Raw genomic sequence first — 21,271 nt, forward strand, 5'->3', positions numbered from 1 at the left:
AGTAATTTAAATGCCGTGTTGTTAAATGTAAAAAGCTTAAAGTTTTTCATAGCCGTATTCCTGAAACATTGGGAAAATGAAAAACATGGCTTGTAGTTACTGTTTCAAGCCATGTAAATTCAAGGTTTATAAAGTGGCTTATAAGTCCATGTTATAAGCAATACGAGCGTAGTCATCAGCTACTTTTTTCGCTTTGCTTTCGCGCGCTTGCTGTGCTTCCATAAGTTCCTTCGCTACTGATTTAACTTTGGCAAGCGGTGCTTTAGCAAGCTTAGCTACGCCGGTTCCATAATTAACATCAGCGTTGTACATATAGGCACTAATAATCACTCTTATCTCTTCTTCTGGCACACCGGCTAAGGTATTACCTAAGTTTTGAATCAAGTTCTTTTGCTCGGCTTTCGTGAATGAACGGAATCTCTCACCGGCTTGAGCAAAGTTGCGCTGTTTATAAAATGGCGCTTGTTGTGTCGTACCTGCTAATGGCGTTTGAGCATATTTGTACTGGTTGTCGTCATTCACATTTAAGCGGCGGCTTGGCTGGTAGTTAACATCACGAGATGTGCTACTAGTGCGTAATTTACCGTGCTGCTCATGGTTGTTGATTGCAGCGTTGCGCGGCGCATTAATTGGAATGCGGTAAGCATTTACACCTATTCTATAGCGCTGAGTATCAGCATATGAAAATAAACGGCCTTGTAGCATTCTGTCTTCCGAGGGCTCAATACCGGGAATTAAGTTACTTGGTGCAAATGCTGCTTGCTCAGTTTCTTCAAAGAAGTTGTTAGGTACTCGATTAAGCGTTAACTTACCAATTTTCTTCGCTGGAATAAGTGTTTCAGGCCAAATTTTGGTGGTATCTAATGGGTTGAACTCAAAGTCATCAAGTTGTTGCGGCTCAATAACTTGCAAGTACAAATCCCACGACGCGGTTTCACCTTTATCACCAATGCGAGTGTAAATATCAGTAGTCATAGGTTGAAAATCTTTGCCTTGCATCATTTGCGCTTCTTCAGCAGTAAAGTTTTTTACACCTTGGTTTGTTTTCCACGTTAATTTGAAGTATTTCACTTCACCTTTTGCGTTCACAAATTTATAAGCATGCACACTTGAGCCATCCATGTTTAGGTAACTTTGCGGCGTACCTAAATCAGAGAAAAGGTGCGTAAGCATATGGGTTGACTCTGGCACATGTGAGAAAAAGTCAAACAATCGAGCGGCACTTTGCGCGTTAGTAACTGGCGATGGCTTAAGGCTATGTACCATATCTGGAAATTTTATTGCGTCGCGAATAAAGAACACCGGAAAGTTGTTACCAACTAAATCCCAGTTCCCTTGCTCTGTATAAAATTTAACGGCAAATCCTCTAGGATCACGCAAGGTTTCTGGCGATAAATGACCATGAATTACTGATGAAAATCGAACAAATACATCTGTTTTTTTGTTTTCACCCTGAAACGGCGCCGCTACGGTTATGTCTGACAAGTCTTCATAATTTTCGTAATAACCATGAACACCGGTTCCTCTAGCATGCACCACACGCTCAGGCACTCGCTCTCTGTCAAACGCTGCTAGCTTTTCAATTAAGTGGCTATCTTGCAATAGTACAGGTCCCCAAGGGCCTGCAGTTTGTGAATTTTGATTGTCACCAACGGGGGCGCCATTTTGGCGAGTAAGTGTGTTATCAGCGGCGCCTGCATTGGCGACACTAAATAATGCGGTTATCGCAATAATAGTAAGTTTTAATTTCATGGTCATTCTCCATTTAGAGTTGTTGTTCTTAGCGTATTGTTTTATTTCACAACCTAAGCGCTTACTTCAGAAATCAGACAGATAAATGTTAGTAACCGACTGCTCTTTGGTTGATAAGGAGTATGCTAAGAACTGAACTTTAAGGAAAATGATTAAAACCAATCAATCCAATCTAATAAACCGATTGATTGGTTTCAGTATAAAAATAAATGAGGGACGAGATGCTCGTTTTAATTAAATTACGCTAAATGCTTTTCGAAAAATTGCAAGGTGCGTTGCCACGCCAATTCAGCATTTTCTTTGTCATAACGGCCTGTAGAATCATTATGAAAACCATGATTTGCGCCTTCATACATATGCATCGTAAATGCTACACCTGCCGACTTTAAATTTTCTTCGTAGCCTGGCCAAGTAGCATTTACGCGTTTATCAAGCTCACCTAATTGAATTAGAAGCGGTGCTTTTATATTTTTCTGTAAAGATTCACTGGCGGGTGTGCCATAAAATGGAACGCCTGCACTTAGTAAATTAGGCTCAACCGCGGCCAAGTAATTCACAATATAACCACCAAAGCAAAATCCAACCGCGCCTAATTTGCCGTTGCTCAAGGCATGGGATTTTAAAAAATGGGCTGCGGCTACAAAATCATTTTGGATTTTTTCTCTATCTAAAGATTTCTGCATTGCGCGCCCTTCGTCATCATTCCCCGGGTAACCACCTAAGGGCTCAAGCGCATCAGGAGCAAAAGCAACAAAACCGGCTTTAGCTAAACGCCTTGCCACATCTTTTACGTAAGGGTTAAGCCCTCGGTTTTCATGAATAACCAACACTACAGGGAGTTTGCCACTTTTGTTTGTAGGCACAACTAAATAGCCTTTACCTTTTCCATGCCCTTTTGGTGAATCAAATTCTTCATAAGTGGCTGTTAAGTCATCATCGTTAAACGACACTTGTTCAGCAAATGCGTAGTTCGGCATTAACGTGCTAGTGAGCATACTCATAGTAAAACCCAATGCGGCTAGGCCACCTAGCTTTTTCATAAACGTTCGGCGGTCTATTAATCCATGGGCATATTCGTCGTACCAATCAAAAGCTTCTTGCGGGATGTGATCTGACTGCGGGATATTCATGTTTCTCCTTAACTCGCGGTTGTTTTTACTCGTAGTAATACCTTAACGTAATAAGACCGAATAACGATTAATTTACTTCCCAATATTTACATTTCTGTTTGCTCAGCTTTTTCCTGCGTCATGTTCAGGGCCGTTATTGGGTATGGTATTATGATGCCCTCTTGCTTAAATCGTTCATGCAATTTTTTCATAAAAACCGATTTTATAAAAAAACGATTAAAATACTCTTCGGCGCGAAGCATTACGGTAAAGTTAATACTAAAACTGTCAAAGGTATGAAACACAACAAAGGTTTCATAATCGCTAATGCCCCACTTGTGCGCACTTAGTACTTCGCGCGCCACTTCTAAGGTGACTTCTTCAACTCGTTCTAAATCAGAGTCGTAGTGAACTCCCACTTCTACCGGCACCGATAACTGTTTTTCTGGGTAGTAGTAGTTAATCACCTTTGATTTCGCAAGTAAGCTATTTGGCATAATAACTATGTTATTGGGCAACATCTTTATCCAAGTAGAACGCCAGCCAATTTTCTCTACAAAGCCTTGCTCACCTGAATCCAATTCTATGTAATCACCCACTCTAAAAGGTTTGTCGGCCACGATTTGTATGCCTGAGAAAAAGTTTTCCAGAGTAGGTTGAAGCGCTAAGGCAACCGCCAACGAGCCAATACCTAGTGAAGCCAACACCGGTGTAATTGATACGCCCGCGGTGCTTAATACCACTAGAATTCCGATACAAAAAATAAGTACCCGCAAAGAACCTTGCAACAAACTACCGCTGGTCTTTAATAAAGGGGAGTTAGGCTTATATTGCGCAATGCTTAGCATGCTAAATTTGTCGATAAATATAATAGTTGCCACAACTAGTAGTATGTGGCTAAGCAACATAATTGCATCAAAAACTTGTTTTGAGATATCACTAATGTCGTTTATAACAATGGCGGTCACAGAAATCGTTAAAGCTAGAAGCAACACGCTTAGTGCGCGCCTGCTTGATGCTAGTAAGAGTTCCCCAAAGGTGAAGCGAGTTTTTATCACTAAGCGGTTTAGCCCATAAAATACCATGCGCTTTAACGACCAAAGTAAAAAGTAAACGCCCACAAATAAGACAATATAAACTAGCCAAACAGGCGAATTATGAGCAAGATTTAACAGCGGCTCTAGCAAAGTTTCCATATGCTCCTATTTAGAAATAGATATTCAGCTTGCAACATGGCAGTGCATAACTCAGGTAAAGGCTTGTTGACTGCCCTTTAAAATGCACCCTAGTTTCACAAATATGCGAATTTACAGTCTTTATTAAACTTCGTGCACAATTTACGCCACTTATAAGGTAATTTTGAGGTAGCGTTTTAAAGGGCTAGTGACTACTGATGCAGTTACCGACTGACATATTACCCATTTTTGCGCCAGTCAAATTCCATTTGTTTCGCAGTTTGTTCAGCAGTGCTCGCGCTTAAAAGCCTAGCAACCAAATGCAAGCTCATATCAATGCCCGCTGAAATCCCGCCTGATGTTACAAATTTACCTTCATCCACCCAGCGCGTGTTTTCAATAACAGTAAGTAGGGGGTAGTCTTCACGAAGCGCTTGAATGTCTTCCCAATGCGTTGTTACCTTTAGCTCTTTAAGCACACCTGCTTCAGCTAGAATAAACGCACCGGTGCAAACTGATGCAACTAAGCTAGCCTTTTGTGAAGTTGCCGCGATCCACTCTAGTACTTCGGTCTTTTCTAATTCGCCGGTGTGTATTCCGCCCACCACAATAAGAACGTCTATATCTGGGTGTTCATCAAAATCGAAATGAGGGTTAACGCTATAAGCGCCTCGGGCAAGCACTGGCTCGAGGTTTTGTGCAATGAGAAATACATTAAATGCACTTTTAGGTGGTATAAATCTGTTTGCTGTGGAGAACACTTCAAAAGGTCCAGAAAAATCGAGTACTTCAGCGTTTTCGTAAATGTATATTGCTACGTTCAATGCGCGCTCCTCTTAGCATTTACGCTCGGTAAAAAAGATTTAGGCAAATACTTGATTGCTCAATATATAAGCACAATAATAAAAACAATAGCATGTAGTGGTAGCCATGGCGAACACTATCAAAGTATTCAGTTACGTAGTTTGAGGTGAATGAATGTATCGAAAACAGCAAGTAGCTTTCACCTTAGTAGAGTTAGTGATAGTAATTGTGCTTCTTGGAATTCTTGCTGTGGTGGCTGCGCCTCGTTTTTTAGATATTGGCCGTGATGCACGTATAAGTGCGTTAGAAGGGCTTTACGGTGCCATTCAATCAGGTAGTCGCTTAGCTTTTTCGAAGTGCCTTTCTGATAGCACTTGTGATGTAGATGAAGAAGCAGCACCAGGTAACGGTTTGAATAACAGCATACTAGTGCAAGGCGAATTTATTACCCTAGCCTATGGGTACCCGCGCCACACACCAGGTGGAATTGCACGAATGGTGAACGCTACCGATATTAGTGAGGGAGGCGAATTTCATATAACAACATACGTGAGTGATGGGAGAAATGGACTACGCTTTCGCCCCAATGAAGACTATATAGAAAATCAATGCGAGATTAGATATTCCCAAGCCTTATTTAGTGGAGATACTCCGTTAATTGAGTCACAACTTGACGAGTGTTAACAAAAACACCCCAAATTAACAATAAATAATTCACAACTTCGCTTAAAATGTCGCTAACTTTGTAAAAAATGCGATAAAAGAGCGTAAATATCGTTAACTTGCGTTGAACATAAGATGCAGGAGCCGTAAAATGCCCGCCTGCATTTTTTCCATCCAATAAAGAGTAATTTATGAAGCAACATTTTTCTTTACGCGCCGCTGTTTGCGTTGCGCTAGCCTCTACGGCATCTTCTTCAGTTTTCGCTGCGGGTTTTCAAGTAAATGAGCATAGCGCCAATGGTTTTGGGCGCGCAATGGCGGGTCAAGCAGCTATGCCAGAAAACGCAACAATTCTTGCGACTAACCCAGCGGCAATTATCGCTTTTGATACCCCTCAATTCAGTGCTCAAATAAGCTATATCAACCCTAGCATTGATATTCGCGGCGATATGGACGTTACGGTATTTAACCAAAGCGGTGAATCGGTATTTGCAAACACCTATGACATAGGCGAAGAAGATATTGCCACCGCCGCTTTTGTGCCATCTATTTTTTATACCGCTCCTGTAAACGATACAATGTCATGGGGTATAGGTGCGTTTACTAACTACGGCCTTGCAACTGACTACAGTGATAGCTTTAACGCACTTCACTTTGCAGATGAAGCTGAAGTCATGTCATTTACCATTAATCCAGCTATCGCTTATAAAGTATCTGATACATTAAGCCTAGGTTTGGGTGTAAGCGTAACTTACGCTGAAGCTGAAATAGGTACGTCAATTCCGCAAATATTTGGCCCCTTGCTAGGCAGTGAAGCTTTAGGCAATTTAACAGTAATAAAAATGTCGGGTGATGATATTGGTTTTGGCTGGAACGTTGGCGCTTTTTGGCAGGCAACTGACACCACAACATTAGCGCTTAGTTACCGCAGCGAAACCAAATTAGATCTTGAAGGTGAAATTGAGTCTGATTTAGGGGCTATTATCCCAGCAGTAGCTGAATTATATAACCAAGATGGTTCGCTGTCTTTAGACCTAGCTTCTATTACTGAGCTTGCCGTTGATCAAAAGCTTGACGAGCAACTATCGGTTCAAGCCAGTGTTGTTTTCACTCAGTGGAGCGTATTTGATAAACTAAATGCTGAATTAGACAGTGGTGATGAATTACTGTTAAAAGAAGAAGATTTTGATGACTCTTACCGCTTTAGCCTTGGCGCAACTTACTTATACAATGACCAAGTAACATTACGTGCAGGTTATGCTTTTGACAACGGAGCGGTAACAACAGAGCATCGTTCATTGAGTATTCCTGATACTGACCGCCATTGGTACACCGTAGGTGCCACTTACGCGCTTAGCGAAACCACTACCATTGATATGGCCTATGCTTATATTACAGGCAGTACAGCTGAGGTGAGCCAGCAACGCGCTTTAGGCACAATAGTGAGTGACGTTTCAGCTACCGAGCATGCCAAAGCAAATGTATTTAGTTTGCAAATTAATACTAGCTTCTAAATAACTCACTTTTAGTGAGCCAAAAGGGCATCAATATTTGATGCCCTTTTTTATGTGTACTGCGTGCCCAATTAGTTCAATGCTTTAGGTTTGTAAGTTCTCCGCACTATCGCCCTCTTCAGCATCATCGCCGGTTTGTTTTTTCTTAATAACACGGTAAACCACATACAAAATAACCGCTGCAACAATAGATGTGGCTGCGAGTCCTGACGGCTCTTTCATCATTCGCAAAGCACCTTTTCCAAAAAATACTGCGCTTAATGCCAATGGTGCTATGCCAAGCGTTGATCCTATGCAGTACTTCCAAAAGTTAAGCTTAAGTGACCCTCCAATAATACTGGTAATAGTAAATGGCGGTGTTGGAGCAAGCCTTAATGCAAGTACAGCCCAAGGGCCTTTATCATCAATTTTGTCTTTTATTTTGTTTAAGTGCTTTTCAACGGTTTCACCAAAAAAGCTAGTCCCTAGCGCCCTGCCAATACCATAACCACTTAGACTGGCCAATAAAAAACCCGCTACACAAATAAGCAAGCTAATCCAAATATTAAATACGAGGCTAACGGTAAATGCCATTAGCGGGACAGGTATGAGTATTGCGCCGCCAACAAAGAAAATAGCTAAAAAAATGATTGCGGTTAAGGCATTTTCTGGCACGTCATTGGTGAGTTCGGTTATTTTGTCTATTTTGAGGTATTCACTCAAAGGCGTGAAAAAATACACTGCCACCAACGCTCCAATTACGGCTATTACTGCAAATATCTTTATTATGTTTATGTTTTTCATTATTTCGCCTTTTCCACTAACCACTCAAAAATACTTCTATGTGCTTTCATATAAAATAGGTATTCAGGATGCCATTGCACGCCAAGCACCTGTTTGTTTTCTTTACTTTCAATAACTTGATTCAAGCCGGCCTTCTCTTTAGCCGTAACCTCTAGTTCATCAGCCGGCCTAGCAATGGCTTGTGAGTGGATTGCGTTTACTTTTAGTGGGTCATCGCCTGCTATATCCGCAATTAATGAATCCTCTTGGGTATACAGCACTTCTTTTTGCGGAAAGGGGGTTCTTATACGCGCATCGTTTTTTAATAATGGCAAGGTAGATGTGTACATTGTGCCGCCTAAACTGGCATTAATAAGCTGATGACCTCGGCAGATACCAAGAATTGGCTTATTGTTATCAAGCGCATATTTTATAAAGCGCTTCTCTAACTCATCTCTGGGCTTATCGTACTTAGACTCTCCCGCTACAATACGATTAAGCAATTCCATTGGGTATAGAATACGCTCTTTTATTTTGAGTGAATTCGAACGTTTAGCTTTGGTAAGCTTTTCTTCTTCAAAATTGTCTGGGTGGACGTCTGATCCTCCACCAATAATTATGCCATCAAAATCAAAGTTACCATCAAATGAACTAGGCCGAACTCTTATGGGCTCACCACCGGCCAGTTTTACGTTTAAAGCCGTGAACAACCAAGCAGTTGTGCCTGACTTATCAGGCCCTGTTACTGCAATTCGTGCTTTTTTATTTGCGTTCATTTTCTACAACCTTCAATATTTACAACATTTTTAACTCAATCGTTATTAAGGTAAGTTCTCAGCAAGTTTTAAGCCTAATCAAAAATACAATATTTTGAATGGATTAAGGTTTTGATTTGTATGAAATATTTAGTGAATCGCCGTATCTTGAAAGAGGATGTTTTATTTTGAAATAAGATGACTAACAGAAAGGTTTACCCTGTGAACGTGTAAATGCTTCACAAAGGCAGAACAAATAAGAATAAAAAAGGCGGCTAACATGCCGCCTTGTTAAATAAGCCTACTTGGTAGGCATTAAGGTGATTTCTCTTACGTCGCAGCGTTGGTCTGCTGAAATGGCAAACAGAACAGCATCGGCTACATCTTCTGGGTCGAGTTTGTCAGGCTTTGCTTCATCAAAAAATGGAGTATTCACCATACCTGGGCATATTGTAGTGCAGCGGCCTTCCCATTCTGACATTTCAGCAGCAAGGTTTTGACCAAAGCCATATGCAAACCATTTAGAAGCGCCATATACAGAGCCTTTCAACGCTATTTTACCCGCTATGGAACTAGTAATAATAAAGTGCCCTTTATTAAGCTTGAGTGAGGGGAGCGTGGCTTTTGCGGTATATAGCAAGGCATTAATGTTGACGTATAGCATGGTTTTCCATTCATCTGGATCACCTTGTTCAATGCCCGATGAATTGGCCCCCATGCCAGCATTGGCAAATACTACGTCTAAGCGCTCAAATTTATCTATTGCTTTTTCAACAACATTTTCAAGTTCACTTAGTTGCGTAACATCTGCTGTTACTGCTAATACTTTATCTTCACCCCAACGCTCAACTATATCTTTAAGTTTGTCAGTGCTTCGCGCTGTAATTACTGCTTTGTGGCCTGCTTCTACCACTTTATCAACGGTAGCCGCACCAATACCACTTGATGCGCCCGTAATTAGTACTACTTTTTCGTTATCCATTAAATTACTCCTTTAGTTAGATGAGTTTTATTCGCTTAGCTGGCTTTTGATAGCCTCTACAAAGGCGGGGATATCATTTGGGTTACGGCTAGTGACTAGCTTACCATCCACCACTACCTCTTCGTCTTCCCAAAGGCCACCAGCATTTAGCATGTCAGTACGAATACTTGGAAACGAAGTTATTTTTTTATCTCTTACAATATCAGCCTCTGCTAATAACCATGGTGCATGGCAAATAGCAGCTATCGCTTTCACTCTATTTTCTTGCGAGCTTGCTCGAATAAAGCTAATAACTTTATCGTTAGTGCGCAAAACATCGGGGTTAATTTGGCCGCCCGGCAAAATAACGGCATCGTAATCACTGGGTTTAGCCTGTTCAATTTGTTTATCAACTGAGATTGATTCACCCCAGTCTTTTTCATCCCAGCCGCGAATCTCTTGGTTGTCATCTATCGAAATAAGATGAATTTGAGCCCCCATGGCTTCGAGTTTACTTTTGGGTTCAAATAACTCACTTTGCTCAAAACCGTTTGTTGCAATTATTGCCAGAGTTTTGTTGTTTAGCATTGAATTGTTAGACATTTCTTCTCCCATTTACTTACTGTAGAAATTTGTGGCCAACACACCGTGTGTGCGAGCCTTTACAGCGAGTAAATAGCAACACCTATACCAAGTGTTAATTATTAAGCAAGGCCATTAGTAGTGGGCACTCGCAAAGGGATGAACTATTTAAGATAGATAAATAAATTATGTTGGTATGAAATTGTGAAACAAGGATGTAAAAATTACATCCTTGTTTCAGCCTAGCTGAGTAGGATATTACATCGTACTTAACCAATAGTTCATTGATAAAGCCTAGCCGTCATTTGAGTGCTTTAAAAATTATAACGGTTCTGTGGTGGTACTAATGTTTATTTGGGTCAATCACCTCATTACGTGTAAACAATTGCATACCTAAAGATAAATAAAAATAACCTTCAAATAAGAAAAAAACGCTATAGTTTTTAGTCATATGGAAGATACATAATTGAAAGGTTTTTTACACCGTCTCTATTAAGAGGCTATATAAACAAAGTAGGGCATTTAACTATGAACAACAATTCTGTAAGACAATCCGGTTTTACACTAATAGAACTTATTATCGTAATTGTAATATTGGGTATTCTTTCAGCCGTGGCATTGCCAAGATTCTTAAATGTACAAGGTAGTGCTAATGCATCGATTGTAAAAAGTATGGCAAACCACTTACAAAAAGCCAGTGACATGGTCAATGGTAAGGTCACACTAGAGGGAAGAGCTGCCACGAATTCCACCACAATAACTGACGAACAAGGCAATTCGATATCAGTTGCTTATGGCTACCCACATCACGACTGGAACAGTGCGTTCGAATTTATGATAAAAGCAAATGTAACCATGACTTCTGCCAGCGCGTCTTGCACAAATGATTTTTGTGTAGATGAGTCGCATGATATTTCAGGCACTATTACCGCTACAGGCGCTAACTTAGCTTTAGTTATGTATCCTAGAAGCACGACCGGAAACGATAGTTGTTATGCCTATTATATTTATGATCAAACTTCAGCAGGAAATGAGCCTCTGATTGGCGCAATTACAACAGGCTGTTAAGAGCCAACGCTGTCGTTTATTTAACGCTCCCTATTGTTGTATCACAGCCCTTATATTGATAAGCAAGCCCATAATAAACTTATATTTTTTTCTATTATCGTTTAAGCTACTCCAATGAAGGTAAACTCGTTTTCTACCAGGATGAAATTAGCGTAAACAGAATGAAAAATTTAACTAAACAACAAGTAATTGAGCAACTTCAACTAAGCCATCATTTTGAAGGCGGCTACTTTCGCCAAAGCTTTAAAGCCGAGCACCGTGACATGGTAAACACCGCCCGTGGTGAGCGCACCACCATGTCCGTTATTTATTACATGCTAAGTAATGACAACAGCATTGATCACTTCCATACGAAGCACTCTGATGGGATTGAGTTTTATCATTTGGGAGCGCCTATTACGTATCATATGATTTATCCTGATGGACGCTATGAAAAAGTAGTGGTAGGCCCAGATATAGCGAATGGGCAACAGCTACAGTTAGCGGTTCCCGGAGGGACATATAAAGCCGCAGAGCTAACTGCTGGAGAATATGGTTTAGTGAGCGAAGCGGTAGCACCCGGCTGGGAGCCTGAAGATATGATTGAAATTTATCAGCATGAGCTCCTCGAGAAATTTCCGCAGCACGAAGTTATTATTAAGAAATTGGCAAATAGTGAGCAATTAGCAAACATTGAGTAGCTTCATTCATACTTAAACACTCACCAAGATGAGTTTGCGAGGCTAGTTATACAAGCGTTTTTTTCCGAATACGAGATTTCAAGCGCTTTTTACACTCAATGTGCACTACCTTCTCAATTTTTGCATACACTTTAAGGTTGGCATCTACCACGTCTATCTTACATACGTATAAGTATTGCCCCTCTTCTTCAAGTGTTTTGTTGATGAGGGCTTTCTCTTCATTTGATAATTCTAAAATGGCATACAAACGACGCTTCCCTGGCCTGATGTACTTTATAGTGCTCGATTTATCTATAGGTAAGTAGCGCTTCCAATTAATATTTAAAAATACTAAGGCCATCCCCATAGGGTCGGTACCCGAGAACATGCTACCGCCAAAAAAATTACCGAATGCATTTATTGTTCTATAACAATATGGCAGGGTGACTATGCCCTTAGTCATACATGGCGACAAATATATAACCCGGCCTCCTGAGAAAAAGTGATTAGGTATAATATTAAACACACGTCTTATCCAGCGTGTTTTTAGACTTTCTTTTCCCTTTTGATGGCGCTTCACAAATCGATACGCTTCGGGAAGTGAGAACAAACTGAACATTGATTATTTTCCGTATAGTGAAACAAACATGGCAGGAGCCTTAACTACTGCCTTGCTTGTTTTTCTTTTAGTTTTCGTTATTGATGCGTTTAAGTATTAACGCAATATTATGGCCACCAAAAGCAAAAGATTGGCTTAAGCCATATTCAGCCTCTACAGGCTGTGATTCCACTGCAAAATTTAAGTCATTGATAGGCTCTTCCAAATTCGGCATGCCATGAGCCTGTTGATGCATTAGCGTTTTAGCCGTAATAATAGCCTCTAAAGCCCCCGCGGCACCAATAGAATGCCCAGTTAATGCTTTTGTTGACGCCACTAGCGGCCTGCTGCCAAATAACCTTTTTATGAGTGCTGATTCAGATTCATCACCGCTAATGGTACCGGTGCCGTGAGTGTTAATATAATTGATATCTTGCTGGCTGATGTTTGCAGTTGATATCGCCTGCTCTATGGCAATTTGTGCTTGTTTGGCGCATGGGTCAGGTTGCATCATGCTAAATGCATCAAAGGTGTTACCACCCCCCACTATTTCGCACAAAATATTTGCACCGCGTTTGGTCGCATGCTCATACGATTCTAACACCAATGCACCAGAGCCTCCCTCGGCTAATAAAAACCCGGCTCTTTGTTTATCAAATGGGCGATTGGCTAAGGTTATATCCCCTTTGTTTTGGGTCAAGGTTCCTGATACATCAAAGCCTCTAAACGAAGCACCATAATCATCATTTAAATATTCTGAGCCGCCGGTTAGCGCAATATCAAGAAGCCCATTTTTAATGGCATTAAAACTTGTTAAGATTGCACTTGAACCTGCTGCGCAAGCTAAATCAATGGTTTGATTCGGCCCATTTATGGAAAATTGTATTCCCAAAAATGCCGATACCGCGTTTGACATCAGCATAGGAATGGCAAATGGGTTCAACTTTCTAGGTGCAAGCCAATCTTGAAAGTGCAAGCTTTGCTTTTGCTCATCGCTAAGCATCCCCTCAAGCGCTTTCTTGTTTTTACCTAGCACTAATAAAGAATGATTGTTAAACGCAGTTGTGATGCCACCCACAGCCGTACCCGTAATAACGCCCATTCGCTGTGTATTATCAAGCTCATTAATTTTTAAGGTGCGCTTTGTGTCACCCTCTGAAAAAGTAAACCCAGCCTGCTTAAGCGCCTCAGTCGCTGTAATATATTGATGCACAGTAACAAGATCTGTTTTAAGTAGCTGCGCTTTAGTTACGCCTCTTGCAGCGTAATCTAAAGGTGGCAACGGTGCCCACACTTCACATTTAAAGTCGTTAAAGAGCTGCCACTGCTTTGGAATGTTACTTACCTGTGATTGCCGCTTGAGTGCACTTGCCCACATTTCATCAACGGTGGTGCCAATATTACACAAGGCACCCATGCCGGTGATCACTACACGACGGCTAGACTTCATTTACCCAAGACTCCTTCTATTGTTGTGGCTAATGTTTAATGCCAATGCTTAAAATATTCGAACAAATACTATATTGATAAATAGTTTTGTTACAGCGTTTATTCACATTCGCCGAAAATGTGGCGCTGCATCAATGTATCGTTTTAAAACGATGTGGTACCATCAATTCGTTTATAATCTTACCTAGCGCGTAACAAGGCACATCTTTAAATGAAATCACTCAGTTCTGAACAAAAGCTATTGATTCGCAAGGTAAATCAATATACGAAAGAAGATATTAGTAAAAGCACATGGGCAGTTTTGAGTACTTCAGGGCTATTTGCTGTAACAGCAATAGCGGCCGCTGCAGCGCCTTTTATTGTTTTGAATATAGCATTGGCCGTTTTAGCTGGCCTGTTATTGCTTCGATTATTCGTGCTTTACCATGACTACATGCACGGCGCTATTTTACATAAACAGAAATGGGCGAAGCCGTTCTTCTCGGTGGTAAGTGTATTTATATTAACGCCCAAAAATGTATGGCGGGAAACACACAACTATCATCATGCGCACAACGCGAAAATTACCTCATCACATATTGGCTCATATCGCGTGGTTACCAAAAAGCAATGGCAAAAAATGAGTAAGGCAGAACAAAGCTTTTACTTATTTTTACGGCACCCACTCAATATGTTGATTGGCGTGTTCACCGTGTTTATATTGGGCATGATTGTGTCGTCAGTTGCAAGAAACATCAAAAAAAATTATGACGGCATAATATTGCTGGTAGCGTATATTGCCATTAGCAGTGTTGTAGTTTATTACTTCGGTTTTTTAACTTACGTATATGCCTTACTTATACCTCAAGCAATAGGCGGCTGCTTAGGCGCTTACCTATTCTATGCGCAACATAATTTCCCTGGCGTTGAGTTAAAATCAAATGCTGAATGGACGCCAGTTCATGCCGCCCTGCACTGCTCTAGTTATATGGAAATGTCACCCATTATGCATTGGTTTTCAGCGAATATTGGATACCACCATATACACCATCTTAACCATCGTATACCGTTTTATCGCCTGCCAGAGGTGATGCGCGAAATACCCGAACTGGCACCTGCTCATGTTACATCGTGGTCATTTAAAGATATAAAAGCGTGCTTCGCGTTGAAGGTATGGGACGAAGAAAAAGGGCTTATGGTGGGGAGCGCTTAAACGGCCATTTTAATACAAATATTAACGTTACATACGACTTACCAGCAGTATAAATATTAGCCTACATTGTCAATGATTTGGCAAATTCATGTGCTATAGTAAAATTTCATTACTACTTAGGGAAAGTCAAATGAAACGTTCTCGTATTTTTTTACTTTGGACAATATCAGTATTCTTCGCATCTTTTGCACACGCCACCGATTATTCAAACTACAGCGAAGCCGCTCTAAAAAAGTTACTCAATGAAATTGCTGTGGTTGAAACCAAAATTCTTATGCCTATGCGTGATGGTGTTGGACTTTCAACTGACATTTACCGTCCAAAGAATGCGAAAGGCCCAGTGCCCGCGATTTTTGTTAAAACGCCATATAATATGAATAGCTTAAATGCGCGTAGCTTGCGAAGTGCTGTAGAAGCGGTAAGCCGGGGCTATGCTTATGTTATGCAAAATGAGCGAGGACGTTACTTTTCTGAGGGAAAATTTGAAATACTTGGATACCCCCGAACAGACGGCGTTGATGCAATTGACTGGTTAGCCAATCAAGAATGGTCAAACGAAAAAATAGGTACCATTGGTTGCTCATCAAGCGCCGAGTGGCAACACGGGCTAGCGGCCATGGATCATCCAGCGCACGTAGCCATGATCCCCCAAGCTTCAGGTGCCGGCATTGGCCGTGTGGGTGATTTTCATGAACAGGGTAATTGGTATACCGGTGGTGTACAGCGCATGCTGTTCTTCATATGGTTGTACGGTGTAGATAATCCATTACGCGCCCAAATTCCTGAAGGTTTGTCACCAGAAATTAGAACGCATATTGCACAATACAATGATTTAAAAACGAATAAACCTTCTGTGGATTGGACGAAACAAATTCAACATTTGCCCATACAAGAACTATTGAGTAGTTTGGGCGAACCCAAAGGTACATTCGAAGAATTAGTTAAACGCACACCGGCTTCAAAAGCTTGGTTTGAGGGCGGCTTGTATCATGATAACGAACCTTGGGGCGTGCCAAGCTTATGGTTTAATTCATGGTATGACGTGTCTATTGGACCCAATATGGCATTATTTAATCATGCCACTAAGAACGGCAATACAGCGCAAGTACGAGAAAATCAATATGTGGTTGTTGCCCCCAATAACCATTGCCGCTTTGCTGGATTGGGGCCTGATTTTGTAAGTGGCGACCGTAACTTAGGCGATACTTCGTTTGACGATACCGCTCTTATTTGGTCATGGTGGGACAAATGGCTAATGGGTAATAGCAAAGCATTTGATGAAAACACGCCTAAAGTGCAGTATTACACAATGGGCGCAAACAAATGGCAGGCTGATACTCAATGGCCACCAAAAGCGGCTAAAGACGTCAAAATATACTTAAACTCTGGTGGTCAGGCTAATAGCCTATACGGCGATGGCAAACTCAGCTTTGATAAGCCAAATAGTGGCTCAGATACCTTTTATTACGATCCCATGAATCCGGTACCTACTATTGGTGGCGGTGATTGCTGCAATGGCGGCTTAGTTGAAGCAGGCGCCTTTGACCAACGCAGCATTGCAGTAAGAAACGATGTATTAGTATTTACCAGCGAACCGCTGAATGAAGCACTAGAGGTTACCGGCTTCGTTGATGCGGTGTTGCATGTATCATCAAGCGCAAAAGATACCGACTTCGCGGTTAAATTGGTAGATGTGGCTCCTGACGGCACCGCTTATATTATTGATGACACAATTATGCGTGCACGTTATCGAGAGGGTTATAACACACAGGTGATGATGACCCCCGGCGAAGTGTACAAACTCGACATGACACCAATGACCACCAGTATTGAATTTCAAAAGGGGCATCGCATTCGTGTTGAAGTTACCTCGTCGAACTTTCCAAAATTTGCTCGTAATTTGAATACAGGCGGCAATAATTATGATGAAAGTGAAGGCGTAGTGGCAACAAATAGTGTTCACCACTCAAGTGAATACCCATCTTACTTAGTTCTGCCTGTAGTAAACAACTAAGCACTAAGGGCAGGCGTTCAATCGCTAGCTGTAAATTTACTCACCTTTGAGTTCAACAAAGCACCCACGCTATTGCAGCGTGGATGTTTTGTATTACGTTTTGCAAAATAAATAAAACTAAGCAGGATTGAAGCTCACATCTCAATTAGCGTAAATATTATGCAATATGCAATTTTTAACTAAATAGATCCCTCTATAATTAGACATTGCTTCTTAAGATATATATCCTCTCGCAACTGTCATTTTAGTGTAATTATTCTGTGTTATGAAATCTGTTTTGCCTTTAAGCTCTGAGTTGAAATTAAGTCGTTTATACGGCTTTTCTGTTGTCGCTCTTGTTCTTTTGACCTGTTTTTTATTTGGCCTGTCTTTTTATCTTGAGCCACAAACACGCGCATTACTAATGAAAGAGAATGGCGTGATTGAAAATTTAACAGTAGTGGGCTACTTACTTTGTGTATTTACTATGTTACTCAAAGGTGGAGCCGCTTACCTAAAAAAATACTGGTACTTTGCAACAGTACTACTGGCCTTTGCCGCAAGGGAGCTTGATTTTGACAAACGCTTCACAAATTTTGGCGTGTTGAAAAGTAAATTCCTTGTACACCCTGACGTAAGTTGGTGGGGAAAAGTGATTGCCATGGCTATTGTACTTTTTATTTTACTCGCCTTAATAACGATAGTTCGCCGTCATGGGCGAACGTTTCTCGCGGAAGTTTTTGCTTTTGACTGGTCAGTTAAAACCTGGAGTATTGGATTTGCTGGCGGCTTTTTAGTCTTGTCAAAATCAATTGATGGATTAGGCCGAAAATTGTCAGATTGGGGAATAAGCCAAATTAGTGACCAAGCTGATTTAATCGCTTCCATGGCGGAAGAATCTATGGAGTTTACTGTTCCGTTTTTCTTTTTATTAACAATTCTATATTATTTCAACTGTCAAAAAGGCTCGCGTTAACTTATAAACCTATTATCAAGCCGTAATATAATCGTTTTATAAGTTAAATTTATTACTTACGTTTATGGCAGATTTTTATTGTTAGCCGAAATAAAAACAACAATTAAAGCATACCCTATAAAAACTGCGCTTTTAGTAACGTGGTTAAGCTTACTCATTTTCAGTGGCAGTTTTACGCTGTTGCTCGAATATGGCGGCTTTACATTCCTAGGCCTTATTGGGGCAATCTTTGCTAATGCTACTGGTGCAGGCGGTGGTGTGGTATTTGTACCATTTTTTAATCAGCTTGCGTTATCAAGCCAAACTATTGTTGCTACAAGCTTTGCCATTCAATGTTGCGGTATGACCGCAGGTGCTATTACTTGGTATAGGCACTATCAATCTATTAAAGAAAGCCATAACGATACCCAGTGGAAGGGATTAAATAAAGGGCTGCAATATACCGTTGTGCCTGCAGCAATGGGAATACTAAGCGCTCAATTTCTATTGGGTGAATATACAGATACAGTGCAAACACGTTTGCACTTCTATTTTGGCTTATTCTCAGTTTTTTTAGCCCTTGCAATTTATGGTTCTATTCCTCTTCTTAAGCGCCAAGCTCAAAAATTTGAATTTGCTTTAGTAGATGCACTTGCACTCTGTTTTATTGCTTATTTAGGGGGAATAATTACCGCGTGGTTGTCAGTGGGTGTAGGAGAAATTATTGCTGTGTATCTTATTTTGCGCGGTTTTAGTATTAATTTTGCCATCGCCCTAGCGGTAATATTGTCAGCCTTCAGTGTTTGGACCGCTATGTATTACCACATAACCGTTTCTGAAGCGGTGTATTGGCAAATAGTTATATTTGCAGGTGGTGGCGCTATTGCCGGAGGCATAATAGCCAAGCATGTGGTTTTGTTTTTCTCGCCCATAAGGCTGAAAATATTCTTTGCCACTTGGATACTAATAATGGGCCTTGCAGCTTTACTTTTTCCTTGAGTTTTTAAACAATGAATCCTCGAAGTGCTAGAAAAAATTAAGAGATATCACTTTAGAGTAGGCGCATCAGTAATTGATGCACCCATGCGTTCTTTTAAGTAAAGATTCAGAAAGTTCGTTTAAGCACTACCGCACATTGAATAGCTTGTTATTACTATGAAATTCTAAACATCATTGAGGGCACTTTTTTGACAACAAATAAAAAGCCGAGCAGTAAAAGCGCGAAGCAAGCCCCTTCAATGCACAGCAGAAATGTGCATAAAAATGGCTACCCCATGGAAGCTTTATGCAAAGCGCACCCTGCACTCAGCGAATATGTTGTGAATGCTAAGAGTGGTAAGCAAAGCATCGATTTTGCCAAGCCCCAAGCGGTGAAAGCACTAAACGCTGCATTACTTATGCACTATTACGGTTTAAAAACTTGGGATATCCCCCCTGGATACTTGTGCCCTCCTGTACCTGGCCGCGCTGACTACATTCATGGCATAGCCGATATATTAGCTCAATCAAACGCCAAAGCTTTACCCAAAGAAAGTAAAATACGCGGGCTAGATATTGGCACGGGTGCAAACGCTATTTATCCAATAATTGGCAGTTACACTTATGGGTGGGAATTTGTAGGCTCAGATATTGATGCGGTGTCAGTTAAATCAGCCGAATTATTAGCTGCCAAAAATCCTTCCCTTACTCCCCTTTTCTCAGTACGTAAGCAAACTGATAAATCAAAAATTTTTGGTAATATTATTCAGCCAGATGAACATTTTACATTTACTATGTGTAACCCTCCGTTTCATAAGTCGGCCGAAGATGCCGCACTAGGCAGTGAACGCAAAGCGAAAGGCTTGAAAGATAATAAGCACAAACGCAATGGTAAAAAACAAACTCAGAATAAGGGCACTAACAGCGCACTTAACTTTGCAGGCACTCATAATGAGTTATGGTGCGAGGGCGGCGAACTCGCCTTTATTCAGCGCATGATAATTGAGAGCGTGCAATTTAAGCAGCAGGTAGTTTGGTTTACTTGCTTGGTGTCAAAAGGTGAGCATTTAAAAGCGATAGAAACTAGCCTTAAATACTACAATGTTAACGAGTATAAAATAGTAAACATGGCACAAGGACAAAAGCTCAGCAGGTTCGTTGCTTGGACGTTTATGTCAGTGTAATTTAAATTGTAATTTAGCCAGCGTATTTATCAAATAAATTGGCTATTTATGTTTACTGAGTGTGCTAGTGCTTTTTCAAAAGGTAATACAAAACCTTTCCCCTCATATAATAATTCTTCAGCTAGACATATTTTGTTGCATTTAAAAAGCATCATTGTTCAGTATTCGTGCTAAAACTATACAGTATAAAATTCAAACAAGAACAATAAGGGACTACTTCGCATGCTTAGCATTAACCAACTTACTAAAACTTATTCCAATGGCGTACGTGCTCTTGATGGTATTAATTTAAAAATACCTAAAGGGATGTTTGGCCTATTAGGCCCTAATGGTGCGGGTAAATCATCTCTTATGCGCACCATTGCAACCTTACAATCTCCTGATTCAGGCAGTATCCAATTTAATGACATTGACGTACTCGCTTCACCTAATGAATTGCGTGAGCGTTTAGGTTATTTACCACAGGATTTTGGTGTATATCCGCGAGTAAGTGCAGAGAAGCTGTTAGATCATCTAGCCATACTTAAAGGTTTGAGTAATAAAGCTGAGCGCAAAGAGACTGTACAAGGTTTGTTGGTACACACTAACCTTTGGCAGCACAGAGACAAAGCCGTAAGTGGTTATTCTGGTGGTATGCGCCAACGTTTTGGTATAGCCCAAGCTTTGCTTGGAGATCCCGATTTACTTATTGTTGACGAACCCACTGCGGGGCTTGATCCTGAAGAGCGTAATCGCTTTCATAATCTACTTGTAAGTTTGGGTGAAGAGAAAGTGATTATTTTATCTACCCATATTGTGGAGGATGTTTCAGAACTTTGCCCTAATATGGCGGTACTAGGGCAAGGGCAAATATTACTTGAAGGTAATCCCATTGAGCTAACGCACCAACTGGCACAGCGTATTTGGTGCAAGCAAGTAAGCATGGAAGAGCTTAAAGAAATTGAGCAGCAATATAGTTTGATTTCGTCACGCTTGATTGCCGGCAAACATGTAGTGCATGTTATGTCTGACAACGCGCCTGAGGGCTTTGACCCCGCTCCCGCAAACTTAGAAGATGTGTACTTTTCAACATTATACAATTCTCGTAAAAACAGCGCGAAAGCGGCATAAGGAGCGCT

The 21,271-nt window shown here is 40.9% G+C and carries 20 protein-coding genes; 10 read left to right on the top strand and 10 right to left on the bottom strand.

Features of this window, described 5'->3' with window-relative positions:
• Positions 1-138: 138 nt before the first annotated feature.
• From ACOI22_RS09455 to ACOI22_RS09470, 4 genes are all read right to left on the bottom strand, one after another.
• Complete coding sequence (locus tag ACOI22_RS09455) at positions 139-1,758, bottom strand: catalase (RefSeq protein ID WP_420671776.1); 1,620 nt, start codon at positions 1,756-1,758, stop codon at positions 139-141.
• Positions 1,759-1,991: 233 nt separating this feature from the next.
• Positions 1,992-2,882, bottom strand: coding sequence for a dienelactone hydrolase family protein (locus ACOI22_RS09460; protein WP_420671777.1), 891 nt, complete (start codon positions 2,880-2,882; stop codon positions 1,992-1,994).
• Between the two features lie 86 nt (positions 2,883-2,968).
• A complete protein-coding gene (locus tag ACOI22_RS09465; protein ID WP_420671778.1) occupies positions 2,969-4,057 on the bottom strand; it encodes a mechanosensitive ion channel family protein in 1,089 nt (362 codons plus the stop codon).
• 218 nt (positions 4,058-4,275) lie between these two features.
• Positions 4,276-4,860 (bottom strand): DJ-1/PfpI family protein, encoded by a 585-nt coding sequence (locus ACOI22_RS09470; RefSeq protein ID WP_420671779.1) that lies wholly within the window; start codon positions 4,858-4,860, stop codon positions 4,276-4,278.
• Between the two features lie 154 nt (positions 4,861-5,014).
• On the opposite strand from ACOI22_RS09470, the gene ACOI22_RS09475 reads away from it, so the two are divergent.
• Both ACOI22_RS09475 and ACOI22_RS09480 read left to right on the top strand, forming a co-directional pair.
• Positions 5,015-5,524 (top strand): pilus assembly FimT family protein, encoded by a 510-nt coding sequence (locus ACOI22_RS09475; protein WP_420671780.1) that lies wholly within the window; start codon positions 5,015-5,017, stop codon positions 5,522-5,524.
• A gap of 170 nt (positions 5,525-5,694) precedes the next feature.
• Complete coding sequence (locus ACOI22_RS09480) at positions 5,695-7,017, top strand: OmpP1/FadL family transporter (RefSeq protein ID WP_420671781.1); 1,323 nt, start codon at positions 5,695-5,697, stop codon at positions 7,015-7,017.
• An 84-nt stretch (positions 7,018-7,101) separates the two neighbouring features.
• Here ACOI22_RS09480 and ACOI22_RS09485 read toward each other — a convergent pair whose 3' ends face one another.
• The 4 genes from ACOI22_RS09485 to ACOI22_RS09500 form a co-directional block, all read right to left on the bottom strand.
• Positions 7,102-7,800 carry a TVP38/TMEM64 family protein gene (locus ACOI22_RS09485; protein WP_420671782.1) on the bottom strand — a complete coding sequence of 233 codons (699 nt, stop codon included), beginning with the start codon at positions 7,798-7,800 and terminating at the stop codon, positions 7,102-7,104.
• Positions 7,800-8,555 carry a gamma-glutamyl-gamma-aminobutyrate hydrolase family protein gene (locus ACOI22_RS09490; protein ID WP_420671783.1) on the bottom strand — a complete coding sequence of 252 codons (756 nt, stop codon included), beginning with the start codon at positions 8,553-8,555 and terminating at the stop codon, positions 7,800-7,802. Before ACOI22_RS09490 ends, ACOI22_RS09485 begins: the two co-directional genes overlap by 1 nt.
• Before the next feature lie 280 nt (positions 8,556-8,835).
• Positions 8,836-9,516, bottom strand: a complete 681-nt coding sequence (locus tag ACOI22_RS09495; RefSeq protein ID WP_420671784.1) for an SDR family oxidoreductase — start codon at positions 9,514-9,516, stop codon at positions 8,836-8,838.
• 27 nt (positions 9,517-9,543) lie between these two features.
• Positions 9,544-10,098: a type 1 glutamine amidotransferase domain-containing protein gene (locus ACOI22_RS09500; protein ID WP_420671785.1), complete on the bottom strand. Its 555-nt coding sequence runs from the start codon at positions 10,096-10,098 to the stop codon at positions 9,544-9,546.
• A gap of 507 nt (positions 10,099-10,605) precedes the next feature.
• Between ACOI22_RS09500 and ACOI22_RS09505 the strand changes: the two genes are divergently transcribed.
• Entirely contained in the window at positions 10,606-11,145 is a 540-nt protein-coding gene (locus ACOI22_RS09505) for a prepilin-type N-terminal cleavage/methylation domain-containing protein (protein WP_420671786.1), read from the top strand.
• A 161-nt stretch (positions 11,146-11,306) separates the two neighbouring features.
• Entirely contained in the window at positions 11,307-11,825 is a 519-nt protein-coding gene (locus ACOI22_RS09510; RefSeq protein WP_420671787.1) for a cupin domain-containing protein, read from the top strand.
• 46 nt (positions 11,826-11,871) lie between these two features.
• On the opposite strand, the gene ACOI22_RS09515 is transcribed toward ACOI22_RS09510, so the two are convergent.
• Together ACOI22_RS09515 and ACOI22_RS09520 are read right to left on the bottom strand one after the other, a co-directional pair.
• On the bottom strand, positions 11,872-12,423 hold the full coding sequence (locus ACOI22_RS09515; RefSeq protein WP_420671788.1) for a PaaI family thioesterase: 552 nt from the start codon (positions 12,421-12,423) through the stop codon (positions 11,872-11,874).
• 67 nt (positions 12,424-12,490) lie between these two features.
• Positions 12,491-13,852: a beta-ketoacyl-[acyl-carrier-protein] synthase family protein gene (locus ACOI22_RS09520; RefSeq protein ID WP_420671789.1), complete on the bottom strand. Its 1,362-nt coding sequence runs from the start codon at positions 13,850-13,852 to the stop codon at positions 12,491-12,493.
• A 210-nt stretch (positions 13,853-14,062) separates the two neighbouring features.
• Here ACOI22_RS09520 and ACOI22_RS09525 point away from each other — a divergent pair, with 210 nt between their 5' ends.
• The 6 genes from ACOI22_RS09525 to ACOI22_RS09550 all read left to right on the top strand — a co-directional run bounded on the left by ACOI22_RS09525 (position 14,063) and on the right by ACOI22_RS09550 (position 21,263).
• Entirely contained in the window at positions 14,063-15,043 is a 981-nt protein-coding gene (locus ACOI22_RS09525) for a fatty acid desaturase family protein (protein ID WP_420671790.1), read from the top strand.
• A gap of 130 nt (positions 15,044-15,173) precedes the next feature.
• Positions 15,174-17,057, top strand: coding sequence for a CocE/NonD family hydrolase (locus ACOI22_RS09530; RefSeq protein WP_420671791.1), 1,884 nt, complete (start codon positions 15,174-15,176; stop codon positions 17,055-17,057).
• A gap of 418 nt (positions 17,058-17,475) precedes the next feature.
• A complete protein-coding gene (locus ACOI22_RS09535; protein WP_420671792.1) occupies positions 17,476-18,012 on the top strand; it encodes a hypothetical protein in 537 nt (178 codons plus the stop codon).
• Positions 18,013-18,090: 78 nt separating this feature from the next.
• Positions 18,091-18,990, top strand: coding sequence for a TSUP family transporter (locus ACOI22_RS09540; RefSeq protein ID WP_420671793.1), 900 nt, complete (start codon positions 18,091-18,093; stop codon positions 18,988-18,990).
• Positions 18,991-19,178: 188 nt separating this feature from the next.
• Positions 19,179-20,153: a 23S rRNA (adenine(1618)-N(6))-methyltransferase RlmF gene (gene rlmF / locus ACOI22_RS09545; protein WP_420671794.1), complete on the top strand. Its 975-nt coding sequence runs from the start codon at positions 19,179-19,181 to the stop codon at positions 20,151-20,153.
• A 222-nt stretch (positions 20,154-20,375) separates the two neighbouring features.
• Complete coding sequence (locus ACOI22_RS09550; RefSeq protein WP_420671795.1) at positions 20,376-21,263, top strand: ABC transporter ATP-binding protein; 888 nt, start codon at positions 20,376-20,378, stop codon at positions 21,261-21,263.
• The last annotated feature ends 8 nt before the right edge of the window (positions 21,264-21,271 follow it).

This window comes from Glaciecola sp. 2405UD65-10, from assembly GCF_048820975.1.
GTDB lineage: Bacteria > Pseudomonadota > Gammaproteobacteria > Enterobacterales > Alteromonadaceae > Glaciecola.

What these genes read in the sequence shown, in the direction of transcription:
- ACOI22_RS09455 (WP_420671776.1), bottom strand. Translation starts at nt 1,758, where the DNA reads ATGACCATGAAATTAAAACTTACTATTATTGCGATAACCGCATTATTT.
- ACOI22_RS09460 (WP_420671777.1), bottom strand. Translation starts at nt 2,882, where the DNA reads ATGAATATCCCGCAGTCAGATCACATCCCGCAAGAAGCTTTTGATTGG.
- ACOI22_RS09465 (WP_420671778.1), bottom strand. Translation starts at nt 4,057, where the DNA reads ATGGAAACTTTGCTAGAGCCGCTGTTAAATCTTGCTCATAATTCGCCT.
- ACOI22_RS09475 (WP_420671780.1), top strand. Translation starts at nt 5,015, where the DNA reads ATGTATCGAAAACAGCAAGTAGCTTTCACCTTAGTAGAGTTAGTGATA.
- ACOI22_RS09480 (WP_420671781.1), top strand. Translation starts at nt 5,695, where the DNA reads ATGAAGCAACATTTTTCTTTACGCGCCGCTGTTTGCGTTGCGCTAGCC.
- ACOI22_RS09485 (WP_420671782.1), bottom strand. Translation starts at nt 7,800, where the DNA reads ATGAAAAACATAAACATAATAAAGATATTTGCAGTAATAGCCGTAATT.
- ACOI22_RS09490 (WP_420671783.1), bottom strand. Translation starts at nt 8,555, where the DNA reads ATGAACGCAAATAAAAAAGCACGAATTGCAGTAACAGGGCCTGATAAG.
- ACOI22_RS09495 (WP_420671784.1), bottom strand. Translation starts at nt 9,516, where the DNA reads ATGGATAACGAAAAAGTAGTACTAATTACGGGCGCATCAAGTGGTATT.
- ACOI22_RS09500 (WP_420671785.1), bottom strand. Translation starts at nt 10,098, where the DNA reads ATGTCTAACAATTCAATGCTAAACAACAAAACTCTGGCAATAATTGCA.
- ACOI22_RS09505 (WP_420671786.1), top strand. Translation starts at nt 10,606, where the DNA reads ATGAACAACAATTCTGTAAGACAATCCGGTTTTACACTAATAGAACTT.
- ACOI22_RS09510 (WP_420671787.1), top strand. Translation starts at nt 11,307, where the DNA reads ATGAAAAATTTAACTAAACAACAAGTAATTGAGCAACTTCAACTAAGC.
- ACOI22_RS09515 (WP_420671788.1), bottom strand. Translation starts at nt 12,423, where the DNA reads ATGTTCAGTTTGTTCTCACTTCCCGAAGCGTATCGATTTGTGAAGCGC.
- ACOI22_RS09520 (WP_420671789.1), bottom strand. Translation starts at nt 13,852, where the DNA reads ATGAAGTCTAGCCGTCGTGTAGTGATCACCGGCATGGGTGCCTTGTGT.
- ACOI22_RS09525 (WP_420671790.1), top strand. Translation starts at nt 14,063, where the DNA reads ATGAAATCACTCAGTTCTGAACAAAAGCTATTGATTCGCAAGGTAAAT.
- ACOI22_RS09530 (WP_420671791.1), top strand. Translation starts at nt 15,174, where the DNA reads ATGAAACGTTCTCGTATTTTTTTACTTTGGACAATATCAGTATTCTTC.
- ACOI22_RS09550 (WP_420671795.1), top strand. Translation starts at nt 20,376, where the DNA reads ATGCTTAGCATTAACCAACTTACTAAAACTTATTCCAATGGCGTACGT.